Raw genomic sequence first — 23,697 nt, 5'->3', positions numbered from 1 at the left:
TGCCCGGTTCGGGCCGGGCGAGTGGAGGAGCATGTCGGCGACCGCTGAACCTGCACGATCGCGGTCCCGCAGGATCACGCTGAACCTGCTCAAGAACCTGACGCTCCGTGAAGTTCGCTCGGAGTACAAGCGCACCGCACTCGGCCGTGCCTGGTCGCTCATCAACCCGCTGGCCCAGATCACCATCTACGGCATCGTCTTCGGGCTGCTGTTCCGAGCGCAGCCCGATCCCGGCATCAACTCCGGCATCAACATCTTCGCCCTCTGGCTCGGCATCGGCATCGTCACGTGGGGCTTCATCAACATCGGCATCCGCGAGGCCATGCAGTCGTTCCTGGGCTACCAGGGCCTGCTGAAGAAGGTGTCGCTCCCGCGCTGGACGCTCCCCGCATCCAAGGTGCTCGCGCGCGCGATCACCTACCTGACGGAGATCGCCGTGGTCGCGGTCATCTGCGGCATCATCGGCGGCTGGGAGATCATCCTGCGCATCTGGATGCTCGTGCCGCTCATCGCGCTCACGACCGTGTTCGTCTACGGCATCGGCCTGGTGCTGGCGATCGGCATCGTCTACTTCCGCGACATCGAGCACTTCTGGGGCATCCTCACCCAGGTCTTCTTCTACGCATCCGGCATCATGATCCCCCGCAGCACGATCGAGACGGTGCAGGTCGAGACGCTGAACGCGGGCGGCTACACCTTCCTGGGCGGGCCTGTGCCGCTGCTGCAGCTGTTCGAGGCGAACCCGGTCTACCAGTTCCTGACGGCATACCGCAGGGTGCTGTACGACTTCGCCTTCCCCGAGTGGCAGCTGCTGCTGTCGCTGACGCTGTGGTCGGCCGGCACGCTGATCGTCGGGCTGTTCGTCTACACCCGCTACCAGGCCAGGATCGTGGAGGAGCTCTGATGAGCGAGAACGCCGTCGAGGTGCGAGACGTCTCGAAGACCTTCCGCGTCTATCACGACCGGAACCAGTCCATCAAGGCCACCGTGCTCAAGGGCGGGCGCGCGAAGTACGAGGAGTTCTGGGCGCTGCGCGACGTCTCGCTCGATGTGCCGAAGGGCGAGACCTTCGGGCTGCTCGGGCTCAACGGCTCTGGCAAGTCGACGCTGCTGAAGTGCATCGCGGGCATCCTCAAGCCGAACGCGGGGTCGATCACGACCCGCGGTCGCATGGCCGCGATGCTCGAGGTCGGCTCGGGCTTCCACCCAGAGCTCTCCGGCCGCGAGAACATCTACCTCAACGGCGCCATCCTCGGCATGTCCGACAGCGAGATCGACCGCAAGCTCGACGCCATCATCGACTTCGCCGGTGTCGAGCGGTTCATCGATCATCCCGTCAAGAACTACTCGAGCGGCATGTATGTGCGGCTCGGGTTCTCGGTCGCCATCCACACGGAGCCAGACCTCATGCTGGTCGATGAGGTGCTCTCGGTCGGGGACAAGGACTTCCAGGCGAAGTGCCTCGCGAAGTTCGACGACTTGAAGTCCGAAGGCAAGACCGTCGTCGTCGTCTCGCACTCGATGGGCACCATGCGCACGTTCTGCGACCAGGTCGCCTGGCTCGAGGACGGCGAGCTGCAGGCGGTCGGGCCGGCCAGCCAGGTGGTCGATCGCTACACCGGCAGCGGGCTCGAGATCCTCGAGCTCGAGGGCGGCATCAAGCGCTTCGGGTCCGGCGAGGTGCGCTTCACCGACATCGAGGTGCTGAGCCCCGATGGTCGCCACCTCGAGTCCGTCGACCCCACGAGGCCCATCGTCGTGCGGCTGTCGTTCTTCGCCGAGACGGCGGTCGAGCGCCCGAACTTCGCGGTCTCGATCCGCGACTCGCAGCGGGTCAACGTCTTCGTGATCTCGGGCCAGGACCGCGACTGGATCCCCGAGCGTCTCGAGCCCGGCCACGGCTCGGTCGAGATCCACATGTCGTCGCTGCCCGTGCGCGCAGGCGGCTACAGCCTGATCGCAGACGTGCGCACCAAGGGTGCGGAGGTGCCGTCCGACAACGTGCGCGGCGCTGCCAGGTTCACGGTCGACCGCGGCGACCACAGCACCAGCGGTGGCACCCTCTACCTGCCGTCGGGCTTCGAGTCGCTGCGGATCGGCGAGAGCGTGGCGACCGGCACCATGCGGCTCATGCCGGATTGAGCTCGCGCTCCACCACGCCCCGCCCTGCCTCGACATCGCGCACCAGCTCGAGGAATGCCTGCGACATCGGATACGGGCTCCACGTGCGGGCGGCATCGAGCGCTGCACGCTGCGCCTCGACGTCGTTCACCGGTGCCGCTGCGATCGCCTCGGCGAGCGCGTCGACCGGGCGCGTCCTGTCGTACAGCCGCACCCATCGCTCGTCGCCGTAGTGCGCGACGAGGTGCTGCTCGTCCGGCACCAGCACTGGCGCGCCGAAGGTCTGTGCGAGCAGGATGCTGCTCGAGTTCAGGATCTTCCGGTACGGCAGCGCGACCAGATCGGCGGCGGCGAACCACCACGGTGTCTCCGCATCCGGGACGAAGCCGAAGTGGCGGATGATCCGCACGTCCAGTGGCATCGCAGCGTCGAGCGGCGCGACGTCCTCCGGTCGCACCTTGCCAGCGAGCATGAGCACGACGCGGCCGCCTCGCAGCCGCTGGGCCGCGCTCGCCGATCGCAGCAGGTCGAGCACACCCTTGTACGGTCGCAGATGACCGAGGAACACCACGGCGAGCTCATCGGGCGCGAGCCCGAAGCGACGGCGAGCCCGCGCACGCTCGATCGGCGAGCCGTACACACCCTGATAGCTTGAGAGGCGGATGCAGCGCGTGCGGTCCGCCGGCAGCTCGTAGTGCTCCGACACGATCTCCGCTGTGCTCGGGTTGATGATGTGCACCGCGTGCGCGAGCCGTGCGAGCACCCGGTGCAGCTCGATCTCCAGGTCGCGGTGGATGGCGTCATGGGGCAGTGCGTTGTGCACCGTCCAGATGATCTTGAGCCCGGCCCGCACGCCATCCTCCAGCGCACCCAGGAACAGGTCGACGCGTTCGCGTGCCTCCTGGGGATCGGGCGTGTGCTGGCAGATCGGCGACGTCCAGTTCATGTGCAGGATCGTTCTGGCCGGATCCTCGGCGATCGACTCGAGCATGTCCTCGAGCGTCTTCACGCGGTCGAGCCAGTAGCCGTCGGCGCCGGTCGCCAGGTGCAGCAGGTTGAGGTAGGGATTGTCCTGCCACGCGGGGAAGATCACGATGCGCATGGGCACCGCGTCGCTCATGCGGCCGATCCTGCCCGGCCCGAGCGCCTCGTCGTCATCGTCGTGCCTTCGCGGCGAGTCGCTGCGCGGCGAGCCGCACGGCGAGCCGCACGTGCCGGGGGCGCGTCTGCTGCGCGATCGTCACGAGATCGTGGGGCCGGACGTCGCGAGCCGCGCGCACGCTGCGGCGGACGTCGCCCCGTGCAGCGGCTGCGGCGATGTCGCGCAGCTTCCGCGCGCTCGTGCCGAGCGACCCCACCTCGACCGCGCGCTCGGCGGCCGCCCGGATCGTGGTCGGCGACGACTCAGGGGGCAGATCGACGAGCGTGCGCGTGTGCCGCGTGAGCGCCGCCGGCGAGACCCCCGCGCGCGCCACGGACTGCAGCAGCCGGTGCAGGCGCACGACCTCGTCGTCGGGCGTCGTCACGTCGGTCATCGGCACGATGAGCTCGGATCGGAGGACGATGGCCAGCGACCGGTGCGCCTCGCGGTCGGCGAGCACCGCGGCCGCGATCTGAGCGTCGAGATCCCGGGCCGCGAACGCCTCGAGGGTGCCTTCGTGGCCCGCGACGACCGCTCTGGCGAGCTCCCAGGAGCGGCGAGCGATGAGACCGTAGGCGAGGCGGCGGATCGGGTCGAGCGCCGCGAACGACGATGACGGCGCAGCCGCGACGAGCTCCACCAGCAGGTTGCGCGCCTCGTCGAACTCCGGCGAGTCGTCGAGCACGGCCGCGATGCCGTGCGCCCAGATGTCGAACTCGAGGATGCCGGCGTAGTAGCGCTCGATCAGGGCTCGATCTCTCAGCCGCGCGACCGCGTCGCGGCAGGCGATCTCCTGCGTGAAGTGGTCGCGGAGCGGCCCGGGCTGCTGCTTGGACGATGTCATCGAGGTGGAGCCGACGCGGCGCCGGTAGGCGTAGACCGGCTGTGGCACCACGTCGAAGGCGAAGGCGCAGTAGGCGTGCGTCATGGCCTGGATGTCGTTCGACCGGCGCGAGTCGGCGAACTCCATGCCCGTCGCGACCCAGCTGGCACGACGGATGACGCGGTTCCAGCAGATGCGATCGCGCAGGAACTTGGGCTCGTCCACGATCGTGATGCCGGTGCGCAGTCGGTCGTAGACCGGCAGGCTCTGCGCTCGGGTCGTGACGCGCTGAGGCTCCACGACCAGGTAGTTGCCCACCACCATCTCTGCGCCCGTGCTCGCGGCCTGCTCGTAGAGGATGCGATAGGCGTCGGCGGGGACGACGTCGTCGCCGTCGGCGAAGGCGAGGTACTCGCCACGAGCGTGGCTGATGCCGAGGTTGCGTGCGCTGGCAGCTCCGCGGCCTTCGCCCTGCAGGATCTGGAAGCGCGGGTCCCCGGCGATCGCGGCCTCGGCGCGCGCGACGGTGTCGTCGCTCGATCCGTCGTCGACGAGCAGGATCTCGATGCGCTCGAGCGTCTGGTCGCGCAGCGAATCGACGGTCTGCGACACCCATTCGCCCACATCCCGCATGGGCACGACGACGCTCACGGCGGGAGCGGCTGCGCCCGTCGCTCGCGTGGCTTCGCGTGCTGGACTCACCCTCGGCTCCCTAGACTTGCTGTGCATCCCGACGAACAGGAGCACATGGTGGCAACCTCGCCGACCGAACTGCGGCACGACCAGGCACTGGTGTCGATCATCGTACCCGTGTACGGCACAGAGGCCGTGCTGCCGGAGCTGCTCGACTCGTTCATCGCGCAGTCCTGGGAGTCGTGGGAGGCGGTGCTCGTCATCGACGGCTCACCCGATGATGCTGCGGGCGTCGCTCGGCGATACGCGGAGCGTGACGCGAGGTTCCGGGTGATCGAGGTGCCCAACGGCGGCATCGGTCGTGCACGCAATCTCGGTCTCGACGCCGCACGAGGCGAGCTCATCGCATTCTGCGACTCGGACGACATCCTCGAGCCTGACGGCCTGCAGGTGCTCGTCGCGGCGCTGCAGTCGTCGCGCGCCGACATGGCGACGGCGATCGGCGTCGACTTCTTCCCCGGCACCCGCAAGCGCCGCTCTCGCTACTGGACGATGCGCGGCAAGCAGTTCCGGCGCACCTGGGCGACCTACGAGCTGTCCCAGATGCCCTCGCTGCTGGAAGACCACGTCGTGTGGGCGAAGCTCTTCCGCCGAGACCTGCTCGAGCGGATCGGACTGCGATTCCCCGAGGGCGTCCAGTGCGAGGACATCCACCCGATGCTTCGGCTGCAGCTCGCCGCTCGCGAGATCGCGGTCGTGCCCGTCGAGATCTACCTGCACCGCCGCCACGAGCAGACCATCAGCGCCGACTACCTGCGCCCGAACACGCTCGGCGACTGGCTCGGGCAGGCGACCGCGAGCCTCGAGGAGGTGGTCGCGCACGGCGATCGCGCCGCGGTCGTCCACTACGTCGGCATGCACATGCTCGGCCAGTGGTGGACGCGAGCCGAGCTCATGCCGCTCGTGGAGGACGGCGCGCTGGTCGAAGGGATCGAGCTGCTCGCCGCCAGGATGGTGGAGGTGCTCGGCGACGACCTCGACGACCTCGACCCGGTTCGTGCCGCCGCGCTGCGATTCTTCGCCGAGTCTGGCGCGAGCCGAAGGTGGTCGGGCCTCGCGGCATCGCTGACGCGGTTGGGCTCGTCGTCGCGCAGGTCATGGGATGCGCGATCGGCCGATGTTGTGGTCAGCCCGCTGGTCGCGCCGACGCCGCGCACGGGCCGGGTGGTGGCCGAGGCAGCGCTGGAGGCGGCATCGCTGCTCGACCTCGATGCGCCCGTCGAGGCGCGGCTGGCAGCCGAGCTGCTGGTCTGCAGATCCTTGGTGCCCATCGCGCACGGCTTCATCGACGATGACGACGCCGTCGAGCTGCTCGACCGCATCCAGGTCGCGCTCGCGGCGGTGCCCGGGTCGGCGTACGCAGCGGTCGCGCTGCCGAGCGCTCCCCTGCGACGCGTTCGGACCGAGCTCGCGCGCGCTGCGTGGTCTGCGATCGACGCACTGCCGCTGCGGCACGGCAGGCTCACCACGGTGCGCTTCGAGGCCGACCACCTCGTCCTCAGGGGCGAGCTCGAGCTGCCCGCCGGACTCACCGACGAGGACGAGCTCTCCGTGGCGCTGCGGTCGGCCGACGGACGCCATCAGCACGTCACGCCCAGCTGGGCGCGCGCGACGGACGGCACCACCAGCACGTGGAGCGCTCGTGTCCCGCTGCAGTCGATGGCTTCGGATCGGACCATCGCTGTGGCGCTGCGACGTCAGCGGCGCGGGCGCGGCCCGATCGAGGTGCCGCTCGTGGCGAGCGAGGCGCCCACGCTGCGCCACGACGGCGCGGTGGCCGTGCGATTGACCTTCGAGTCGACGTCCCCCGTGACGCTGCGGATCGAGCGGCGCGCGGGCTCCGGCCCATCCGCCCCCGCCGCCGAGCTGCCCGCCAAGGGCCGCGTCTTCACCTTCCCCGACTGGATGTCGAACCCCTACGTCACGATGCTGCAGATCGGCGCTCGTGCGCAGGGTCGACGGTTCGACGGCACCCAGGATGCGCGCGCGCTCCTGGCAGAGCTGCGCAGCGGCCGCGATGGCATCGTGCACGTGCAGTGGACGAGCCCGATCACCGAGAAGGCCCGTGACGCCGCCGAGGTCGAGGCGCTCGTCGACGAGGTGCTCGCGGCGCTGGAGCATGCCCGCGCCGCGGGACGCCCGATCCTGTGGACGGTGCACAACGTGCTGCCGCACGACACGCGCTCCCCAGAGGCTGCGATCCGGCTGCATCAGGGCATCGCCGACCTGTCGCACCTGATCCACATCTTGGGCACGACCGCCCAGGAGGCGATCGGCGACCTGTACCGGCTGCCGCCGGAGAAGCTGCGCGTGCTGCCCCACTCGTCCTACGCCGGCATCTACGGCGCCCGCATCCCTCGGTCGGATGCGCGTGCCGCGCTCGGCTCGGGCGCCGACACCACGCAGGTGCTCTTCTTCGGGCAGATGCGGCCCTACAAGGGCCTCGAGCACCTGTTCGGTGCCGCTGTCGAGCTCCAGGCCAGCGCTCCGGTGGAGCTGCTGCTGGCCGGAAACCCGACGCCCGACGTGCGCGCGCAGATCGAGGAGCTCGAGGCCACCGACGTCGCCGTCACGAGCGCGCCGCGCTTCATCGAGGACGACGAGGTCGCCGACTGGTTCTCGGCGGCCGACGTCGCGGTGTTCCCGTACCGGCGCATCCTGAACTCGAGCTCGATGCAGCTGGCAGCGACCTACGGACTGCCGGTCGTGCTCCCTGACGAGCACACGATCACCGCCGACTTCGGCGACCAGAGCTGGATCCGGTTCTACGACCCGGAGGACGCCCAGGCATCGATCGCGGCGCTGCTGCGCGACGACTGGTACCGGGACCCGGCCGTGCGCTCTGCAGCGCTCGAGTACGCGCAGGAGCGTTCGCCGCACGCGATGGCTCGCGGATTCGTCGAGCTGCTCGCCGAGGTCGAGGAGATCGCGGCTCGGGGTGCCGACGCGACGCGCTGAGCCTCACCGGGCCGCACACGCGCGTCAGCGCGGGTGATCGAGCTCTTCCAGCAGCGCGAGGAAGGCGTCGGATGCGTCTGCGGCCGTCCACGCGGCCGCGGCTGCGAGGGCTGCGGCCCTGGCCGCGCCGTCGTCGACGCGAGCCTCCTCGAGGGCGCGACGCAGCCCATCCGCACCGTCGAAGAGCGTGACCCACGCGGCATCGCCGTGCTCGCGCACCAGGTGCGGCACCGCGGGCAGCAGCACCGGCACGCCGTAGGTCGCCGCGAGTAGCAGGCTGCCCGAGTTCAGGATGTGCCGGTAGGGCAGCGCGACCACGTCGGCGGCTGCGAACCATCCCGGCAGCTCGGCATCGGCGACGAAGTCGAGGTGGCGCACAGCGGTGAGCTGCGGATGCGCGGCGAGCGCGGCGTCGATCGCCACCGTCTCGTCGGCGGTCGCGTTGCCCGCGAGCAGCAGCACGAGCTCGCGGCCACCGGCTGCCTGCCCCGCGGCCTCGATGAGCTCGAGCACGCCCTTGTAGGCGCGCATCTGGCCGAGGAAGAGCACCGCGAGCGCACCGTCGCTGATGCCGAGGCGAGCGCGCGCGGCCGCCCGATCGGCCGCGGGCGGCACCGCGTCGATGTAGCTCGGGTGCGGGATGTGGCGCACGCGCTCGGTAGGCAGCGTGTACTCGCCAGCCGCGAGCGCCGCCGTGTCGGGGTGCATGACGTGGATGCGGTCGGCCGCCCCCGCGAGGAAGCGGTGGATGCCGCGCTCGACGCGCGCGTGCTTGGCGTTGTGCGGCAGCACGTTGTGGACGGTCCAGACCACGCGCGCCCCCTGCCGCTGCGCGCGCTCGACCATGCGGCGGAAGCGGTGCGCGTTGCGAGCGGCGACGATCGGGTTGTTCGTCGACTGGGCGATCGGATTGGTCCAGTGGGCATGCAGGACGGTCTCGGCCGGGCGCACGGCGAGCGCCGCCTCGAGCTCGTCGAGGGTGCGGGTGTCGACGATCTCAGCGCCGGCCCGCTCTGCGGCGCCCAGCAGCATGCCGAGGAACGGGTTCTCGCGGTAGGCGGGGAAGACGACGATGCGCATCGGGCGGCTCACCGGCTCCGGCGGAGGCGTCCGAGCGCGCCCTTCGCGCCCTGCACGGCCCGGCCGCCGAGCCTGCCGGCCTCGCGTGCGGTGCGCACGACCGCGCCGGCTGAGACGGCTGCGGCGCGCGTCGCTGCCTTCGCGAGCTGCACCTGCTGGCGCGAGGTGCCGGGCACGTCCTGCAGGATCTCCTGCAGCTTCCACTCGAGCATCTGGTGCGACTCTGCGGCGATCTCGGGCGTCGTCACGGTGCGCACCGTGTAGCCCTCGCTGATCGCCGCGTAGGCGAACAGTCGCTCGACGGCGTGCGCCGTGCCGCCGTCCTTGTAGCCAGACTCGTCGGGGAAGTCCTGCCAGCCGAAGGCGTCGACGAGCGGCCGCAGCGCTTCGGGGCGAGCGGCGAACATCGAGCCGAAGGGCGCGAGCGGCGAGCCCTCGTCGAAGGGCACGTCGATGCCGAGGCGGCTCGCGAGCTGCTCGGCGAGCGGCCGGTTGCCGAACCAGGCGCGGCCGAGGGTCGGGTAGCCGACGTGGATCTGCGGCGGCATCGCCATGCCGAGCTCTGGCTCGTCGATGAAGAGCGATGCGACCGCGTCGAACCGGCTCATCAGGCTTCGCATCAGGTGCTCGCTGAATCGATTCGCCCGCGGGTAGGGGTCCTGCGGAGAACGCTTCGAGTGCAGCTTCACGATGAGGTCGTGCGCATATTCGCCGTCTGGCCCGGGGCGCAGCACGTCAGCGCACGTCAGCAGGAACGCCGTGACGTCACGCCCGCGATTGGACTCGACGACCCGGATCTCGATCGCCTTCGGGCCGGGGATGAAGGAGTTGTCGGCGACGAGCTGCTCGAGGCGCGCTCTCGACTCCTCGCTGCCCGTAGTGATGATCCAGGTAGTGTCCTTCGGCAGGTCCTGGAGCCACAGCTGCATGGCGACGAATGCATCCGAGTAGTAGAGGTGCGTGACGACGGCGATGCGCAGCGGCTGGAAGGGCGGATGCTGGACGCGCTCGAGGATGGTCAGCGCCTGCAGATTGGTCATGGCCTGCCGGGGGGTCGTCACGCGTCGGAGATCACGCGCGACCAGATCCATCGCATACGCCTCGCGACGCAGGCGATGCATGGCAGACGCACTGCGCAGCGCGTGCTCCTCGAGCGCTAGCGGGTCGGCAGTGAAGAGCAGCCGTTCCAGGAACGGCACCGGCATCCAGGGCTCCTCCAGCGTGAGCCGCTGGATTCTCGAGTCGGAGTGGCTGACGAGCGGCACCACATCGATGCTCGCATCGCGCAGGGCGAGCACGAGGTCGTGCAAACCGAGCGATCCCGTGTCGTCGCGGGACGACCTCCACCATGCGCGCCAGGTTTCCGCAGCGAGGGTTTCTCGGTCGGCCCAGAGCCACGGCGATGGCTCGAGCGCCTGTCTCGGCGCCGTCTCGACCCAGGTCCACGCGCCCGACGCAGGCGCACGTCTCACGACTTCCTCAGAGAGCGTGAACTCGCCGCGGACAGGCCCATACCGCTCGGTGTCCGTCACGAGCACCGACGCCGCCGCCCGCACCTCGTCGTCGACGGCCGCGAGCCCCGCCGCGAGCAGCGCGATCGCCGACCTCGCCGGTGCCTCCACGACCCGGTCTGCGAGCGCGTCGGCCCGCTCCCGTCCGACTGCATGCAGCCCATCCGCGACCAGCACGACGCGGTCGACGATCGTGCGCAGGCCCTCGACCAGCAGGTCGACGCGCTCGCCCACCTCGCCGCGGGGATCCCGGTGGGCGACGATGGCGAGTCTCAGCGGCGCAGCAGTCATCGGGCCAAGGCTAGCGACCCGCGCCCATGGCCGTCTCAGAGGATCCGCCGAGGCGGCACCGACCGATCCGGCGGTACGCTTGGGCCTCGGATCGCGCCCCGCGCGCCGAACGCCACGGAGGGCATCCCGATGACTGACGAGCACGCCGAGAGCGCCACCGCGCTGCCCCTCGTCGCCGTGCTCATGGCGACCCACAACGGTGCCGAGTTCGTCGAGGAGCAGGCGCGCACGATCCTCGATCAGCAGGGCGTCGACGTGCGCCTGATCGTCTCGGACGACGGGTCGACGGATGCGACCCTCGAGATCCTGCGCGGGCTCGGCGACGAGCGGGTCGTCATCCTGGAGCCCGGCAGGTTCGGCACGCCGCAGTCCAACTTCCTGCGGCTCATCCGCGACGCCGACGTGGCCGGCGCCACCGCCGTCGCGCTCGCCGACCAGGACGACCGCTGGCACCTCGACCGCTTCCAGCGGCAGCTGGCGCTGATCGCCGAGCACGAGCTCGACGCGATCTCCTCGAGCGTCACCGCGTTCTGGCCGCAGCCCGACGGCAGCGAGCGCAGCGAGTATCTCGAGAAGTCGCAGCCGCAGACCGAGCTCGACTACCTGCTCGAGTCGGCGGGCCCCGGCTGCACCTTCGTGCTGACCGCCGCGAGCTTCCAGTTCGTGCGCGAGGTCATCGAGGCGCACCCGCTGGTCGACGAGACCGTGCCGCACGACTGGATCGTCTACGCCATCGCGCGCGCGACCGACCGCCGGTGGCGCATCGACCCGACCCCGACGATCGACTACCGCCAGCACGGCGCCAACGCGACCGGCGCCAACATGGGCCTCACCGCCGCGATCTCTCGCGCGCGCAGGCTCGCGAGCGGCGACTACCGGCGCCAGTGCGCCTCGGTCGCGAGGCTCGCGGCCGCGCTCGCCACCGGTGAGACGGGTGCGCGGCTCGAGCGCATCGCACCGCTGTTCGAGCGCAGCGACCGCGGCTCCCGCGCGGCCCTGCGCAGGCTGGTGCCCGAGCTTCGCCGCGAGCCGGCTGAGCGCCGCTGGCTCGACCTGGTGCTGCGGCTCGGGCTCTGGTGAGCGGCCGCTACGCCATCTGCGGCAGCCGCTGCAGGTACTCCCCGTAGCCGCTCTTCACCAGCGGCTCCGCGAGCGTCGCCAGCTGCACGTCGTCGATCCAGCCGGCCCGCCAGGCGATCTCCTCGATGCAGCCGATCTTCGTGCCCTGTCGGTGCTCGATCACCCGCACGTACTCGCTCGCGGCCATCATCGACTCGAAGGTGCCGGTGTCGAGCCATGCGACGCCGCGATCGAGCGTCTGCACCTGCAGGCGCCCCTCGCGCAGGTAGTGCTCGTTGACGGCGGTGATCTCGAGCTCGCCGCGGGCGGAGGGGCGGATGCCGCGGGCGACGTCGACGACGCCCGCCTCATAGAAGTAGAGGCCGGGCACCGCGTACGACGACTTCGGCTCCTCGGGCTTCTCCTCGATGGAGACGGCGATCCCCGCCTCGTCGAACTCGACCACGCCGTAGGCGCGCGGGTTCGAGACCCGGTAGGCGAAGATCAGCCCGCCGTCGACCTCGTGGTGCTGTCGCAGGCTCGACCCAAGGCCCGAGCCGTGGAAGATGTTGTCGCCCAGCACGAGCGCCACGGGCTGGTCGCCGATGAACTCCTCGCCGATCAGGAAGGCCTGCGCGAGGCCCTCGGGCCTCTCCTGCTGCGCATACTCGATGCGCATGCCGAGCTCGCTGCCGTCGCCCAGCAGCCGCTGGAACTGCTCGGCGTGCTCCGGCGTCGTGATCACGAGCACCTCGCGGATGCCGGCCATCATGAGCGTCGACAGCGGGTAGTAGATCATCGGCTTGTCGAAGATCGGCACGAGCTGCTTCGAGATGCCGCGCGTGATCGGCCACAGCCTCGTGCCAGACCCGCCCGCCAGGATGATGCCGCGCATCCGGACCCCTCTCGTCAGCCGCGAGTCTACGGTGCGGCGACGGGCCGGTGAGGCAGGCCGGCCCCTGGGCGCGCGCCCGTAGACTGTGGCTTCACGCGCCGGCGAGCCGGCGCCAGGAAGGGAACGACGCGTGCAGATCCTCGTGACCGGCGGCGCCGGCTTCATCGGCTCGAACTTCGTCCGGATGGCGCTCGACGACCGCCTGCCAGGGCTGGAGGGCGCCTCGGTCACCGTGCTCGACGCCCTCACCTACTCCGGCAACCTCGCCAACCTCGCGTCCGTCGCCGAGCACCCGCACTACAGCTTCGTGCACGGCGACATCCGCGACACCGGCCTGCTCGACCGGCTGCTGCCCGAGATCGACGCCATCGTGCACTTCGCGGCCGAGAGCCACGTCGACCGCTCGGTGCGCGACGCATCCATCTTCGTCGAGACCAACGTGGTCGGCACGCAGCGGCTGCTCGACGCCGCCCTGCGCCACGACGTGCGCCGCTTCGTGCATGTCTCGACCGACGAGGTCTACGGCTCCATCGAGGAGGGCTCGTGGGCCGAGGATCGCCCGCTCGAGCCCAACAGCCCCTACTCGGCGTCGAAGGCCGGCAGCGACCTGCTGGCCCGCAGCTACCACCGCACGCACGGGCTCGACGTGCGCATCACGCGCTGCTCGAACAACTACGGGCCGTACCACTTCCCCGAGAAGCTCATCCCGCTGTTCGTCACGAACCTCATCGACGGCCTCGACGTGCCGCTCTACGGCGACGGCAGGAACGTGCGCGACTGGCTGCACGTCGACGACCACTGCCGCGGCATCTCGCTCGTGCTCACCGGCGGCCGGCCGGGCGAGGTCTACAACATCGGCGGCGGCACCGAGCTGACGAACCGCGAGCTCACCGAGCAGCTGCTCGAGGCGACCGGTCGCGACTGGTCCGCGGTGCGCCAGGTCGAGGATCGCAAGGGCCACGACCTGCGCTACTCGGTCGACATCTCGAAGATCTCCGCCGAGCTCGGCTACGCGCCGCAGGTGCCGTTCGAGCAGGGCCTCGCCGACGTCGTGCAGTGGTACCGCGACCACCGCTCCTGGTGGGAGCCGCTCAAGGAACGCGCGGCGCTCTAGATGGTGGGGCGGATGCGCATCCTCGTCACGGGCGGGACAGGCATGCTGGGCGTCGACGTCGTCGATGCCCTCGCCGGCCACGACGTGCGCGCGGTGGGCTCTGCCGAGCTCGACATCCGCGACGCCGAGGCGTGCATGCGGGCAGCGACCGACCACGGCGGCGCCCCGGTCGACGCGATCGTGAACTGCGCTGCCTACACGCGCGTCGACGACGCCGAATCCGATGAGGGGGCCGCCTTCGCGCTCAACGCGCTCGGGCCCGCCAACCTGGCGGCCGCGGCGCGCGCGGTGGGCGCCGTGCTCCTGCAGGTCTCGACCGACTACGTCTTCGACGGCGACGCATCCGCCCCCTACGCCGAAGATGCGCCGGTCGCCCCGGTCTCTGCCTACGGCCGCACGAAGGCGGAGGGCGAGCGCCTGGCGCGCGAGGCCAACCCAGACACGATCGTCGTGCGCACCGCGTGGCTGTATGGCGCGGGTGGCCCGAGCTTCCCGCGCACCATGCTGCGCCTGGCCGGCGAGCGCGAGACGCTCACGGTCGTCGACGACCAGCGCGGCCAGCCCACCTGGACGCGCGATCTCGCGGCACAACTGCGAGCGCTGCTCGAGGCGGATGTGCGCAGCGGCGTCTTCCACGGCACGAACGAGGGGCAGGCCACCTGGTTCGACTTCGCGCGCGCGGTCTTCGCCGAGGCAGGGCTCGACCCCGAGCGCGTTCGGCCGACCGACTCCGCCGGCTTCGTGCGCCCCGCTCCCCGACCCGCGTGGTCGGTGCTCGGCCACGACGGCTGGGCGGCGGCCGACATGACGCCGATGCGCGACTGGCGCGAGGCCCTGCACGACGCATTCGCACGAGGAGAGGTGACGGCAGCATGAACGACCGGCTCACGGTGGTGCTCGACGAGGTCGCGGAGCGCTCGCGGACGATGGTGGGCCGCTACTCGGCCGAGCTCACGCGCGGGCTCGTCGAGACCGCGCCGGAGGGCTTCGAGATCGGCGCGCTGTCGGCGAAGATCTCGGAGTCGCGCGAGGCGCGGCTGCGCGAGCAGGTGCCCGGGCTCGCCGAGCTGAAGCAGACCGCCGTGCCCGCGCGAGAGCTGCGCGAGGCCTGGCTGCACACCATCACGACGATCCCCGTGCGCGGCCTCGTGCACGCCACGAGCCTGATGGCGCCGCTCGTGCGCGAGCCGGAGCCCGGCGACCAGGTGACGGTCACCGTGCACGGCCTGCAGTCGTTCTCCGACCGCTCCGAGCGCAAGCAGCGCTGGTTCGACCGGGCGCTCAAGCGCGCGCTCGCGCGCGCCCACGGCATCATCGTGCCGACCGCTGCGGTCGCCGAGGATCTCGCGCTGCTCGACGACGTCGAGGGTCGGGTGCGCGTCGTGCCGCCCGCGCCGTCCGCATCGCTGCGGCTCGCATCCGCCACCCCGCCCGCGCGGGAGCTCAGCCTGCCCGACGAGTACGTGCTCGCGCTCACGCAGCCGGGCAGCATCGGCCAGGCGGAGCGCCTGGTGGAGACCGTCGCGAGCTCGCAGATGCCGGATGTGCGGGTCGTCGTCGCGGGGCCGGTCGGCTGGGGCGAGGCTCGGCTCGCGGGGCTCGCGGTCGAGGCCGGGCTGCCCGCCGGACGGCTCGTGATGCTGGGCGAGCTCTCGGACGCCGATCTGGCGGTCGCCTACCGCCGCGCGCTCGCGCACCTGCACGTCTGGGAGCAGGATGCCCTCGGGCTGTCGCTGCTGGACGCCGCGCTGCTCGGCACTCCGACCGTGCACCCATCGACCCGCTCGCTCGACGAGATCGCGGGCGACGCGAGCGTGCCGGTCGCGGGCGGCGCGCATGAGCTCGCGGCGGCGCTCGCGCAGCTGCTCGGAGACGACGCCGAGCGCGCCCGCCTCGGCATGCATGCGCAGGACCGCGCGCAGTCGTTCACCTGGGAGGCTGCGGCCCACCAAGTGTGGCAGCTCCACGCGGAGCTGTAGCCTCCGGAAGCAGACGACCTCGGCCCGAGACGGGCCTCGACGCTGGCGTCGCGGCGGCGGCCCGAAAGGGCCGCCGCTCCAAGCTCCAGCGCGCTACGGCGTCGGCGTCTCCGTCGGCGGCACGATCGCGTCCGCCTCGGCGAGCGCCTGCTGCACCATGGCGTGGATCTGCTCGAAGTCGGGGGCGCCCGTGTTCACCCCGGAGTCGGGCACGAGCTCGAGGTTCGTGATCGGCAGCTGGCGGGTCTCGAGCGCGAGCTCGGAGAGCGAGCCGATCATCGCCTGCGGCACATCCGACTGCACCATGTCCTGCCCCGCGCGCGAGAGTTCCGTGTACTTCGTGAGCAGCGTCTGCGGCGTGAACTGGCGGATGATCGCCTCCTGCACCTCACGCTGCCGCGCCATCCGGTCGTAGTCGCTCGTGCCGGCGCGGCTGCGGGCGTACCAGAGCGCGTCGTGGCCGTCGAGCGTCTGCGTGCCAGGCTCGATCCACTCGCGCACGGGCTCGCCCTCGATCGCGATCGGCACCCGCTGCGTGACCTCGAGCTCGAGGCCGCCGAGCGCGTCGACGAGATCCTCGAAGCCGTGCATGTCGACGAGCACGTAGAACTGCATCTCGAGGCCGGTGACGCCCTCGACCGCGTCGCGGGTGGCCTCGATGCCGGGGCTCGAGCCGTTCGCCTCCGCATCCGGGTACAGCTCGGGGTTCGCCTCGCCGTAGGTGTAGGTGCCGTTGAGCAGGCAGTCGCTCGACTCGCAGTTGAAGCCGTTCGGCCACGGCCCCCACATGGGCGAGCCCTCCGAGAAGGGCGCGTTGCGCATGTTGCGGGGCACGCCGATCATCGTCGCGGCGCCCGTCTCGGCGTTGACGGTGACGGCGGTCATCGAGTCGGCGCGCAGGCCGACGCGGTCGTCGCCGGCGTCGCCGCCCAGCAGCAGGAACGTGTAGCGGCCGTCGATCGGCTCGACGGCGGGGCGGGCGAAGTCGAAGATGCTGCCGACCAGGCCGCGGGTGGCGTCGACCAGCGTGGCGCCGTAGCCCGCGAGCGCCACGGGCGCGACCGTGACGAGCACCGAGACGATCGCGATCGCTGCGCGCGCCCTGCCCTGGATCTTCGGCAGCCGCGCGAGCCGCAGGGTGTCGAGCCCCAGCACCAGCCAGAGCACCGCGTAGGCGATGAGCAGCACCTCGACGACCAGCAGGCCGATGGAGTTGCCGAGCAGCGTGAGCAGCGCGCCGCGCCACGCGAACCACATGATCGCGGCGATCACGAGCAGCACGAGCAGGGTGATCGTGGCGGCCAGGCCGAAGCGGCCGAGCCGCTTGCTGCCAGCGAGCACCTGGGCGCTGCCGGGCAGCAGGAAGCCGACCGCGACCAGCCACCAGCCGCGACGCTGCATGACCTCCGGGTGACGCGCATCCGGAGTGCGCAGCGGCGTGCCGGCCTGCAGCAGGCTCATGCGCCAGCTTCCACGCGGTCGCGCAGCGCCTGCGCCTTGTCGCCCACCTGGCGCTCGAGCTCTGCGGCGTAGGCGTCGAGGCGCGTCGCCAGCTCGGCGTCGAAGGCGCCCAGGATGCGGGCGGCGAGGATGCCGGCGTTCTTGGCCCCGCCGATCGAGACCGTGGCGACCGGGATGCCGGCGGGCATCTGCACGATCGAGAGCAGGCTGTCGAGCCCGTCGAGCTGGCCGAGCGGCACGGGCACGCCGATGACCGGCAGACGGGTCATGGATGCGACCATGCCCGGCAGGTGCGCGGCGCCGCCGGCGCCCGCGATGATCACGCGCACGCCGCGGTCGGCAGCGCCGTGGGCGAAGTCGACCATCTTCTGCGGTGTGCGGTGCGCCGAGACGACGTCGACCTCCGATGGCACGCCGAGCTCATCGAGCACGGCCTTCGCCGCCTCCATGACCCGCCAATCGGAGTCTGATCCCATGATGATGCTGACCTGCGCAGGCATGGGGACAAGGGTACGCGTGCTCGCGCCGCCGCCCGACCGCGCCTCGCCGCGTGCCTCCGCGTGCCTCGCGCCTCCCCGTGCCCCGCATCCGCCCGGTTGGCCGCCCTCGCTTGCTTCGGCCGACCCGTTCCACCGAAACCGACCCGGTGCACCAGGTCGCGCTCGGTGCAACGGGTCGGCACGCGAGGGACGCTGAGCGGCACGACGGCGACGGAGCGACGACAGGCGGCGGGCAGCGGGCGACGGGCGGCGGGCAGCGGGCAGCGGGCAGCAGGCGGCGGGCAGCGGGCAGCGGGCGACGGGCGACGGGCAGCGGGGCGCGGGGCGCCGCTCAGGCGTCGAAGTGCGCGGCGGCGGCGCGGGCGCGGTAGGCGACCTCGTCGAGCTCGTCGCCGACGGCCGTGACGTGGCCGACCTTGCGGCCGGGCCTGGTGGCCTTCGCGTACGAGTGCACCTTCACATCCGGGTGCGCCGCGAGCGCAGCGGCGTAGCGGTCGGTCATCGCACCTGAGGAGGGCCCGCCGATCACGTTCACCATCACGCTCGCCGGCGCCACGATGGCCGTCGCGCCCAGCGGCAGGTCGAGCACCGCGCGCAGGTGCTGCTCGAACTGGCTGGTCACCGAGCCGTCGATCGTCCAGTGGCCCGAGTTGTGCGGGCGCATCGCCAGTTCGTTCACGAGCACGCGGCCGTCGCTGGTCTCGAACATCTCGATCGCCAGCACGCCGGTCGCGCCGACGCCGTCCGCCACCTTCCGCGCCACGTCGTCGACGACCGGCTGGATGCCGGAGGCGTGCGGCGCGGGCGCGAGCACCTCGACGCAGATGCCGCCCTCCTGCACCGTCTGCACGAGCGGCCACACCATCGCCTCGCCGGAGGGCCGGCGCGCGATCAGCTGCGCGAGCTCGCGTCGGAACGGCACGAGCTCCTCGACCAGCAGCCGCGGCCCGCCGCTCGCGGCGCCATCGAGCCAGTCGCTCGCCTCCGAGACGCTCCGCACGACGCGCACGCCCTTGCCGTCGTAGCCGCCCGTCGCGGTCTTCACGACCCCGACGCCGCCGTGATCGGCCAGGAACCGCTCGAGGTCCTCCGGCGCATCCACCGCCGCCCAGTCGGGCTGCGGCACGCCGAGCTCGGCCATGCGCGTGCGCATCTCGCGCTTGTCCTGCGCGAAGCGCAGCGCGTCGGGCCCCGGGTGCACCGCGACACCCGCGTCGACCAGCGCGCGCAGCACCTCCTGCGGCACGTGCTCGTGGTCGAAGGTGATGACGTCGACGCCCTCCGCGAAGGCGAGCACGGCGGATGCGTCCCGGTAGTCGCCGACGGCGGTGGCGGCGAGCGAGGCAGACATGCCCTCCGCCTCGGCCAGCACGCGCAGCTCGACGCCCAGCGCGACGGCCGCGGGGATCATCATGCGGGCGAGCTGCCCGCCGCCCACGACGCCGACGATCATGCTGCGGCAGCGGTGTCCGGGCGGCCCAGCCCGATCACCTTGAAGCCCGCCGCCGCCCATGCCTTGGCGTCGAGCGTGTTGCGGCCGTCGACGACGACGCGCGCCTCGGTCTTCGTGGCGACCTCCGCGGGGTCGAGGTCGCGGAACTGCTGCCACTCGGTGCCGAGCGCGATGACGTCGGCATTCTGGATCGCCTCGTCGATCGAGCCGACGATGTCGAGCGTCGGCACGGAGCGGCCGGCGGTCTCGGAGGCCTCGGGGTCATAGGCCTTGACGACGCGGCCGCCCTCCTGCAGCATGCGGGAGACGTCGAGCGCGGGCGAGTCGCGCACGTCGTCGCTGTTGGGCTTGAACGCCAGGCCCAGCATGGCCACCCGGTCGCCGCCCACGCGGGCCAGCTCGCCCTCGATGAGCTCGACCATGCGGTCGCGGCGGCGCAGGTTGATCTGGTCGACCTCGCGCAGGAAGCCGAGGGTCTGGCCGTGCCCGAGCTCTTCGGCGCGCGCCTGGAAGGCACGGATGTCCTTGGGCAGGCAGCCGCCGCCGAAGCCGAGGCCGGCGTTCAGGAAGCGGCGGCCGATGCGGGCGTCGAGGCCGATCGCGTCGGCGAGCTGCGTGACGTCGGCGCCCACCGTCTCCGACAGCTCCGCCATCGCGTTGATGAACGAGATCTTCGTGGCGAGGAAGGCGTTGGCGCTCACCTTGACGAGCTCTGCGGTGGCGAAGTTGACCACCAGGCGGTCGGTGCCACGCGCCAGGATGCCGGCGTAGACCTCGTCGAGCTTGGCGACGGATGCGTCGTCACCGTCGGCGACGCCGTAGACCAGGCGGTCGGGGGCGAGGGTGTCCTCGACGGCGAAGCCCTCCCGCAGGAACTCGGGGTTCCAGGCGAGCCGTGCGCCGCTGGGCGCCAGCACCTCGGCGAGCCGCTGCGCGGTGCCGACCGGCACGGTCGACTTGCCGGCGACGAGCGAGCCCTCGCCGATGTGCGGCAGCAGCGACTCGATCGAGGCGTCGACATAGGTGAGGTCTGCCGCGTCGGAGCCGGCGCGCTGCGGCGTGCCGACGGCGATGAAGATGACGTCGCTGCCCGCGACCTCTGCGACGTCGGTCGTGAAGCGCAGCGTTCCTGCGTCGACGCCTGCCCGCAGCAGCTCCGGCAGGCCGGGCTCGTAGAAGGGCGGCTCGCCGCGGCGCAGCCGCTCGATCTTCGACGCGTCGACGTCCACGCCCACGGTCTCGTAGCCGAGCGACGCCATCGCGGCAGCGTGCACTGCGCCCAGGTAACCGCATCCGATCACGGCGATCTTCATGTGAGCTCCTCTTTGCCTTGCGCCGAAGGCGCGGGTGGTGGTCAGTGTGCAGTCTCAGCCGGCGTCGCCGACGTCAGGGGTCACGATGCCACGCGAGCCCAGCTGCTCGGACAGCATGCGCTGCACGAGCGAGGCGACGGGCACGTCGGACAGGATGACCGCGCGGTCGCCGCCAGTCGACAGCAGCACGTCGCCGGCGCCGAAGAGCGCCTGCAGCCCGCGCCGCCGCACGGTCACGTCGTGGACGCGCGAGAGCATCGTCTCGCGCCTGGTGCCACCGAAGCCGGTGCGGATGATGACCCGCTCGGTGGTGAAGGTGAAGCCGCGCGAGAGCCACGCGAGCGTCGGGACGACGGTGAGCAGCACGACGACGACCGCCGCGACCGTCAGCACCGAGATGTTCCAGAGCGCCCACTCGACCCGATCGAGCAGCAGCACGGCCAGCCCGACGCTCAGCCAGAGCACGAGCACGGGCACGACAAGGGCACGCCCATGCGGTCGCATGCGCGCGATGACTCGCTCCTCGCCGGCTGGCACCCGACGATTCTCTCGCATCAGCGCACGTGCACGACGTCACCGGCCCGCACGTCGACGATTCCGTCGCCGCTGTCGACCTGCAGCTCGCCAGCGGGGCCGAGCCCGACGGCACGTCCGAGCAGCTCTCCGTCGGGCAGCTCGACACGCACGTCGCGGCCGATCGTGGTGAGCGCGGCGGTCACGGCAGCGTGCAGGCCCTCGCCGCCCAGCGCCGGCAGCAGCGCATCGAGCGAGCGCAGCATGTGCCACAGCACGGCATCGGCGAGCACCGCGGGGGTGCCCTCCGCGCCCTCGAGCGTCAGCGAGGTGGCGTGCGGGGTCGGCAGCTCGTCGCGCTCGAGCGTCAGGTTCACGCCGAAGCCCACCGCCACCGCGCCCTTGCGGCGCTCGCAGAGCACCCCGGCGATCTTCTTGCCGTCGATCAGCACGTCGTTCGGCCATTTGAGGCCGGCGCGGTCGCCCACGAGCGTGTCGAGCGCATCGGCCAGCGCCAGCCCTGCCGCCAGGGGCATCCATGCAACGGCGTCCTCGCGCATCCGCCGCGTGTGCACGAGCACGGTCGCCGACAGGCACTTGCCTGCGGGGCTGACCCACTCGCGCCCGAGCCGGCCGCGCCCGGCGCGCTGATCGAGCGTCGCCCAGGTGGTGAGGTGGTCGGCGCGCTCGTCGACGGCATCGAAGGTCGAGCCGATGGTGTCGAGCTCGACGACCCTTGCGATGCGCGCAGCGCCGGGGAACAGCATGCGTCCAGGCTAGGCCGCACCGCGCTGCGACGTGCGCATGAGATGGAGAGGATCGCCACCGATCTGCCGCCGGACGCTGTGGGAGTCCACAAAGGCCGCGCATGCGGCGACCTCTAGAGTTGCATCCGTGACCGACGACACCGCGACCGATGGCCCAGTGACGAGTGAACCAGTGACCGACGAGAGCACCGCCGCCCGCCTCTCCACCACCGCCGACCGCATCGCCGATCTGCGGGTGCGCCACCGCGAGGCGGTGACCGACAAGGAGTCGCGCGCGAAGGAGCGCCAGGGCGCCAAGGGCAAGAAGACCGCACGCGAGCGCATCGAGCAGTTCGTCGATCAGGGCTCGTTCGTCGAGTTCGACGCCTACGTGCGCCACCGCACCACCGCGTTCGGCATGGAGAAGAACCGGCCGTACGGCGACTCCGTGGTGACCGGCATCGGCACGGTGCACGGCCGGCGCGTGGCCGTCTACTCGCAGGACTTCACGACCTTCGGCGGCTCGCTCGGCGAGGTCGCGGGCGAGAAGATCACCAAGATCCAGGAGTACGCGATGAAGGTGGGCGTGCCCATCGTCGGCATGCTCGACTCGGGCGGCGCGCGCATCCAGGAGGGCGTCGTCGCGCTCGGCAAGTACGGCGAGATCTTCCGCAACAACACCGCCGCCTCCGGCGTGATCCCGCAGATCTCGATCATCATGGGCCCGGCAGCCGGCGGCGCCGTCTACTCCCCCGCGCTCACCGACTTCGTCATCATGGTCGACAAGTCGAGCCACATGTTCGTCACCGGGCCGGATGTCATCAAGACGGTCACGGGCGAGGAGGTCGGCTTCGAGGAGCTCGGCGGCGGGCGCGCGCACAACACCGTCTCCGGAGTCAGCCACTACCTGGCCGCCGACGAGGACGACGCGCTCGACTACGTGCGCGCGCTGCTCGCCTTCCTGCCCGACAACAACCAGTCGGAGGTGCCGGCCTACGACCACACGGCCGAGCGTGTCGTGAGCGACGCCGACCGCCGCCTCAACACGATCATCCCCGACTCGCCGAACCAGCCGTACGACGTGCTCGCGATCATCGAGACGCTCGTGGACGACCGCGAGTTCCTCGAGGTGCAGCCGCTCTACGCGCCCAACATCGTGATCGGCTTCGGCCGCCTCGAGGGCCGCACGATCGGCGTGATCGCCAACCAGCCCAACGCCATGGCCGGCACGCTCAACATCGAGGCCGGCGAGAAGGCCGCGCGCTTCGTGCGGTTCTGCGACGCGTTCTCGATCCCCATCCTCACCGTCGTCGACGTGCCCGGCTACCTGCCCGGCACCGATCAGGAGTGGTCGGGCGTCATCCGCCGCGGCGCGAAGCTGCTCTACGCCTACGCCGAGGCGACGGTGCCGATGGTGACGGTCATCACCCGCAAGGCCTACGGCGGCGCATACATCGTGATGGGATCGAAGCAGCTCGGCGCCGACATCAACATCGCCTGGCCGTCGGCCGAGATCGCGGTGATGGGCGGCCAGGGCGCCGTCAACATCCTCTACCGCAACGAGATCAAGGCGGCGGAGGCGAACGGCGAGGACGTCGCGGCCGTGCGCCAGCGCCTCGCGAGCGAGTACACCTACAACGTCGCCTCGCCGTTCCTCGCGGCGGAGCGCGGCGAGCTCGACGGCATCATCGAGCCGGCCGAGACCCGCGTCATGATCACCCGTGCGTTCCGCGCCCTGCGCACGAAGCGCGTCCAGCGCCCGGAGCGCAAGCACGGCAACATCCCGATGTGATCGAGCCGACGATGACCGAACCGCAGCAGCCTGCCCCGCACCGTCCGGCACACGCCGACGCATCCGAGCCCATCATGCGCGTCGTCGCGGGCTCGCCGACCGCGGAGGAGCGCGCCGCGGTCGAGGCCGTGCTCGTCGGGCTCGCCGAGGAGTGGGCCGAGACGAAGCACCGCACGGTGCTCGACGCCGAGAGCGAGTGGCAGGCGAAGTCGCGCACGGCCACCGGATTCCGCTGGAAGCAGGACTGAGCAGCC

Annotated in this window: 20 protein-coding genes; 9 read left to right on the top strand and 11 right to left on the bottom strand. The window is 71.3% G+C overall.

Translation table 11 applies throughout. From position 1 onward, the window contains the following. Positions 1 to 31 precede the first annotated feature (31 nt). A complete protein-coding gene (locus tag MKD51_RS05195; protein ID WP_240238889.1) occupies positions 32 to 904 on the top strand; it encodes an ABC transporter permease in 873 nt (290 codons plus the stop codon). Next, on the top strand, positions 904 to 2,142 hold the full coding sequence (locus MKD51_RS05190) for an ABC transporter ATP-binding protein (RefSeq protein ID WP_240238888.1): 1,239 nt from the start codon (positions 904 to 906) through the stop codon (positions 2,140 to 2,142). The genes MKD51_RS05195 and MKD51_RS05190 overlap by 1 nt, the downstream gene beginning before the upstream one ends. Here MKD51_RS05190 and MKD51_RS05185 read toward each other — a convergent pair. Then, positions 2,129 to 3,241 (bottom strand): glycosyltransferase, encoded by a 1,113-nt coding sequence (locus MKD51_RS05185; protein ID WP_240238886.1) that lies wholly within the window; start codon positions 3,239 to 3,241, stop codon positions 2,129 to 2,131. The genes MKD51_RS05190 and MKD51_RS05185 overlap by 14 nt on opposite strands. Positions 3,242 to 3,275: 34 nt before the next feature. Then, positions 3,276 to 4,736 carry a glycosyltransferase family 2 protein gene (locus tag MKD51_RS05180; RefSeq protein ID WP_240238884.1) on the bottom strand — a complete coding sequence of 487 codons (1,461 nt, stop codon included), beginning with the start codon at positions 4,734 to 4,736 and terminating at the stop codon, positions 3,276 to 3,278. A gap of 99 nt (positions 4,737 to 4,835) precedes the next feature. On the opposite strand from MKD51_RS05180, the gene MKD51_RS05175 reads away from it, so the two are divergent. Then, on the top strand, positions 4,836 to 7,736 hold the full coding sequence (locus MKD51_RS05175; RefSeq protein ID WP_240238882.1) for a glycosyltransferase: 2,901 nt from the start codon (positions 4,836 to 4,838) through the stop codon (positions 7,734 to 7,736). A 24-nt stretch (positions 7,737 to 7,760) separates the two neighbouring features. Here the strand turns inward: MKD51_RS05175 and MKD51_RS05170 are convergent, their stop codons facing one another. Both MKD51_RS05170 and MKD51_RS05165 read right to left on the bottom strand, forming a co-directional pair. Beyond that, positions 7,761 to 8,816 carry a glycosyltransferase gene (locus MKD51_RS05170; protein WP_240238881.1) on the bottom strand — a complete coding sequence of 352 codons (1,056 nt, stop codon included), beginning with the start codon at positions 8,814 to 8,816 and terminating at the stop codon, positions 7,761 to 7,763. Positions 8,817 to 8,824: 8 nt separating this feature from the next. Continuing rightward, positions 8,825 to 10,618 (bottom strand): rhamnan synthesis F family protein, encoded by a 1,794-nt coding sequence (locus MKD51_RS05165; RefSeq protein WP_240238879.1) that lies wholly within the window; start codon positions 10,616 to 10,618, stop codon positions 8,825 to 8,827. A 129-nt stretch (positions 10,619 to 10,747) separates the two neighbouring features. Here MKD51_RS05165 and MKD51_RS05160 point away from each other — a divergent pair, with 129 nt between their 5' ends. Next, positions 10,748 to 11,698, top strand: coding sequence for a glycosyltransferase (locus tag MKD51_RS05160; RefSeq protein WP_240238877.1), 951 nt, complete (start codon positions 10,748 to 10,750; stop codon positions 11,696 to 11,698). A 7-nt stretch (positions 11,699 to 11,705) separates the two neighbouring features. On the opposite strand, the gene rfbA is transcribed toward MKD51_RS05160, so the two are convergent. Further along, on the bottom strand, positions 11,706 to 12,572 hold the full coding sequence (rfbA, locus tag MKD51_RS05155) for a glucose-1-phosphate thymidylyltransferase RfbA (protein ID WP_240238875.1): 867 nt from the start codon (positions 12,570 to 12,572) through the stop codon (positions 11,706 to 11,708). 130 nt (positions 12,573 to 12,702) lie between these two features. Between rfbA and rfbB the strand changes: the two genes are divergently transcribed. From rfbB to MKD51_RS05140, 3 genes are read left to right on the top strand one after another with little or no spacing between them, the layout of a single operon-like run. Continuing rightward, positions 12,703 to 13,686: a dTDP-glucose 4,6-dehydratase gene (rfbB, locus tag MKD51_RS05150; RefSeq protein WP_240238873.1), complete on the top strand. Its 984-nt coding sequence runs from the start codon at positions 12,703 to 12,705 to the stop codon at positions 13,684 to 13,686. A 12-nt stretch (positions 13,687 to 13,698) separates the two neighbouring features. Next, on the top strand, positions 13,699 to 14,562 hold the full coding sequence (gene rfbD / locus MKD51_RS05145; RefSeq protein ID WP_240238871.1) for a dTDP-4-dehydrorhamnose reductase: 864 nt from the start codon (positions 13,699 to 13,701) through the stop codon (positions 14,560 to 14,562). Beyond that, positions 14,559 to 15,665 (top strand): glycosyltransferase, encoded by a 1,107-nt coding sequence (locus MKD51_RS05140; RefSeq protein WP_240238869.1) that lies wholly within the window; start codon positions 14,559 to 14,561, stop codon positions 15,663 to 15,665. Before rfbD ends, MKD51_RS05140 begins: the two co-directional genes overlap by 4 nt. Before the next feature lie 93 nt (positions 15,666 to 15,758). Here the strand turns inward: MKD51_RS05140 and MKD51_RS05135 are convergent, their stop codons facing one another. The 6 genes from MKD51_RS05135 to MKD51_RS05110 all read right to left on the bottom strand — a co-directional run bounded on the left by MKD51_RS05135 (position 15,759) and on the right by MKD51_RS05110 (position 21,672). Next, positions 15,759 to 17,126 carry an LCP family protein gene (locus MKD51_RS05135; RefSeq protein WP_240238867.1) on the bottom strand — a complete coding sequence of 456 codons (1,368 nt, stop codon included), beginning with the start codon at positions 17,124 to 17,126 and terminating at the stop codon, positions 15,759 to 15,761. Continuing rightward, on the bottom strand, positions 17,123 to 17,626 hold the full coding sequence (gene purE, locus MKD51_RS05130; RefSeq protein WP_240238865.1) for a 5-(carboxyamino)imidazole ribonucleotide mutase: 504 nt from the start codon (positions 17,624 to 17,626) through the stop codon (positions 17,123 to 17,125). Before purE ends, MKD51_RS05135 begins: the two co-directional genes overlap by 4 nt. 331 nt (positions 17,627 to 17,957) lie before the next feature. Then, a complete protein-coding gene (locus MKD51_RS05125) occupies positions 17,958 to 19,079 on the bottom strand; it encodes a 5-(carboxyamino)imidazole ribonucleotide synthase (RefSeq protein ID WP_240238864.1) in 1,122 nt (373 codons plus the stop codon). Next, the gene (locus MKD51_RS05120; RefSeq protein ID WP_240238862.1) at positions 19,076 to 20,392 is read right to left on the bottom strand and encodes a UDP-glucose/GDP-mannose dehydrogenase family protein; all 1,317 of its coding nucleotides are present in this window, start codon (positions 20,390 to 20,392) and stop codon (positions 19,076 to 19,078) included. The genes MKD51_RS05125 and MKD51_RS05120 overlap by 4 nt, the downstream gene beginning before the upstream one ends. Positions 20,393 to 20,446: 54 nt before the next feature. Beyond that, positions 20,447 to 20,929, bottom strand: a complete 483-nt coding sequence (locus MKD51_RS05115; protein ID WP_240238860.1) for a PH domain-containing protein — start codon at positions 20,927 to 20,929, stop codon at positions 20,447 to 20,449. Positions 20,930 to 20,946: 17 nt separating this feature from the next. After that, positions 20,947 to 21,672 (bottom strand): biotin--[acetyl-CoA-carboxylase] ligase, encoded by a 726-nt coding sequence (locus MKD51_RS05110; RefSeq protein WP_240238858.1) that lies wholly within the window; start codon positions 21,670 to 21,672, stop codon positions 20,947 to 20,949. A 172-nt stretch (positions 21,673 to 21,844) separates the two neighbouring features. On the opposite strand from MKD51_RS05110, the gene MKD51_RS05105 reads away from it, so the two are divergent. Both MKD51_RS05105 and MKD51_RS05100 read left to right on the top strand, forming a co-directional pair. Next, positions 21,845 to 23,443 (top strand): acyl-CoA carboxylase subunit beta, encoded by a 1,599-nt coding sequence (locus MKD51_RS05105; RefSeq protein ID WP_240240835.1) that lies wholly within the window; start codon positions 21,845 to 21,847, stop codon positions 23,441 to 23,443. Positions 23,444 to 23,454: 11 nt separating this feature from the next. Beyond that, positions 23,455 to 23,691, top strand: a complete 237-nt coding sequence (locus tag MKD51_RS05100; protein ID WP_240238856.1) for an acyl-CoA carboxylase epsilon subunit — start codon at positions 23,455 to 23,457, stop codon at positions 23,689 to 23,691. Positions 23,692 to 23,697 lie beyond the last annotated feature (6 nt).

The organism is Agrococcus sp. ARC_14 (assembly GCF_022436485.1).
In the GTDB taxonomy this organism is placed as follows: domain Bacteria; phylum Actinomycetota; class Actinomycetes; order Actinomycetales; family Microbacteriaceae; genus Agrococcus.
Note: the sequence above shows the minus strand (reverse complement) of the source record. Positions and strands in the feature narration are given on the sequence as shown.

Excerpts from the sequence above, each read along its gene's own strand:
- MKD51_RS05195 (WP_240238889.1), top strand. The coding sequence starts at position 32 with ATGTCGGCGACCGCTGAACCTGCACGATCGCGGTCCCGCAGGATCACG.
- MKD51_RS05190 (WP_240238888.1), top strand. The coding sequence starts at position 904 with ATGAGCGAGAACGCCGTCGAGGTGCGAGACGTCTCGAAGACCTTCCGC.
- MKD51_RS05185 (WP_240238886.1), bottom strand. The coding sequence starts at position 3,241 with ATGAGCGACGCGGTGCCCATGCGCATCGTGATCTTCCCCGCGTGGCAG.
- MKD51_RS05170 (WP_240238881.1), bottom strand. The coding sequence starts at position 8,816 with ATGCGCATCGTCGTCTTCCCCGCCTACCGCGAGAACCCGTTCCTCGGC.
- MKD51_RS05165 (WP_240238879.1), bottom strand. The coding sequence starts at position 10,618 with ATGACTGCTGCGCCGCTGAGACTCGCCATCGTCGCCCACCGGGATCCC.
- MKD51_RS05160 (WP_240238877.1), top strand. The coding sequence starts at position 10,748 with ATGACTGACGAGCACGCCGAGAGCGCCACCGCGCTGCCCCTCGTCGCC.
- rfbA (WP_240238875.1), bottom strand. The coding sequence starts at position 12,572 with ATGCGCGGCATCATCCTGGCGGGCGGGTCTGGCACGAGGCTGTGGCCG.
- rfbD (WP_240238871.1), top strand. The coding sequence starts at position 13,699 with ATGCGCATCCTCGTCACGGGCGGGACAGGCATGCTGGGCGTCGACGTC.
- MKD51_RS05140 (WP_240238869.1), top strand. The coding sequence starts at position 14,559 with ATGAACGACCGGCTCACGGTGGTGCTCGACGAGGTCGCGGAGCGCTCG.
- MKD51_RS05135 (WP_240238867.1), bottom strand. The coding sequence starts at position 17,126 with ATGAGCCTGCTGCAGGCCGGCACGCCGCTGCGCACTCCGGATGCGCGT.
- purE (WP_240238865.1), bottom strand. The coding sequence starts at position 17,626 with ATGCCTGCGCAGGTCAGCATCATCATGGGATCAGACTCCGATTGGCGG.
- MKD51_RS05125 (WP_240238864.1), bottom strand. The coding sequence starts at position 19,079 with ATGATCGTCGGCGTCGTGGGCGGCGGGCAGCTCGCCCGCATGATGATC.
- MKD51_RS05120 (WP_240238862.1), bottom strand. The coding sequence starts at position 20,392 with ATGAAGATCGCCGTGATCGGATGCGGTTACCTGGGCGCAGTGCACGCT.
- MKD51_RS05110 (WP_240238858.1), bottom strand. The coding sequence starts at position 21,672 with ATGCTGTTCCCCGGCGCTGCGCGCATCGCAAGGGTCGTCGAGCTCGAC.
- MKD51_RS05100 (WP_240238856.1), top strand. The coding sequence starts at position 23,455 with ATGACCGAACCGCAGCAGCCTGCCCCGCACCGTCCGGCACACGCCGAC.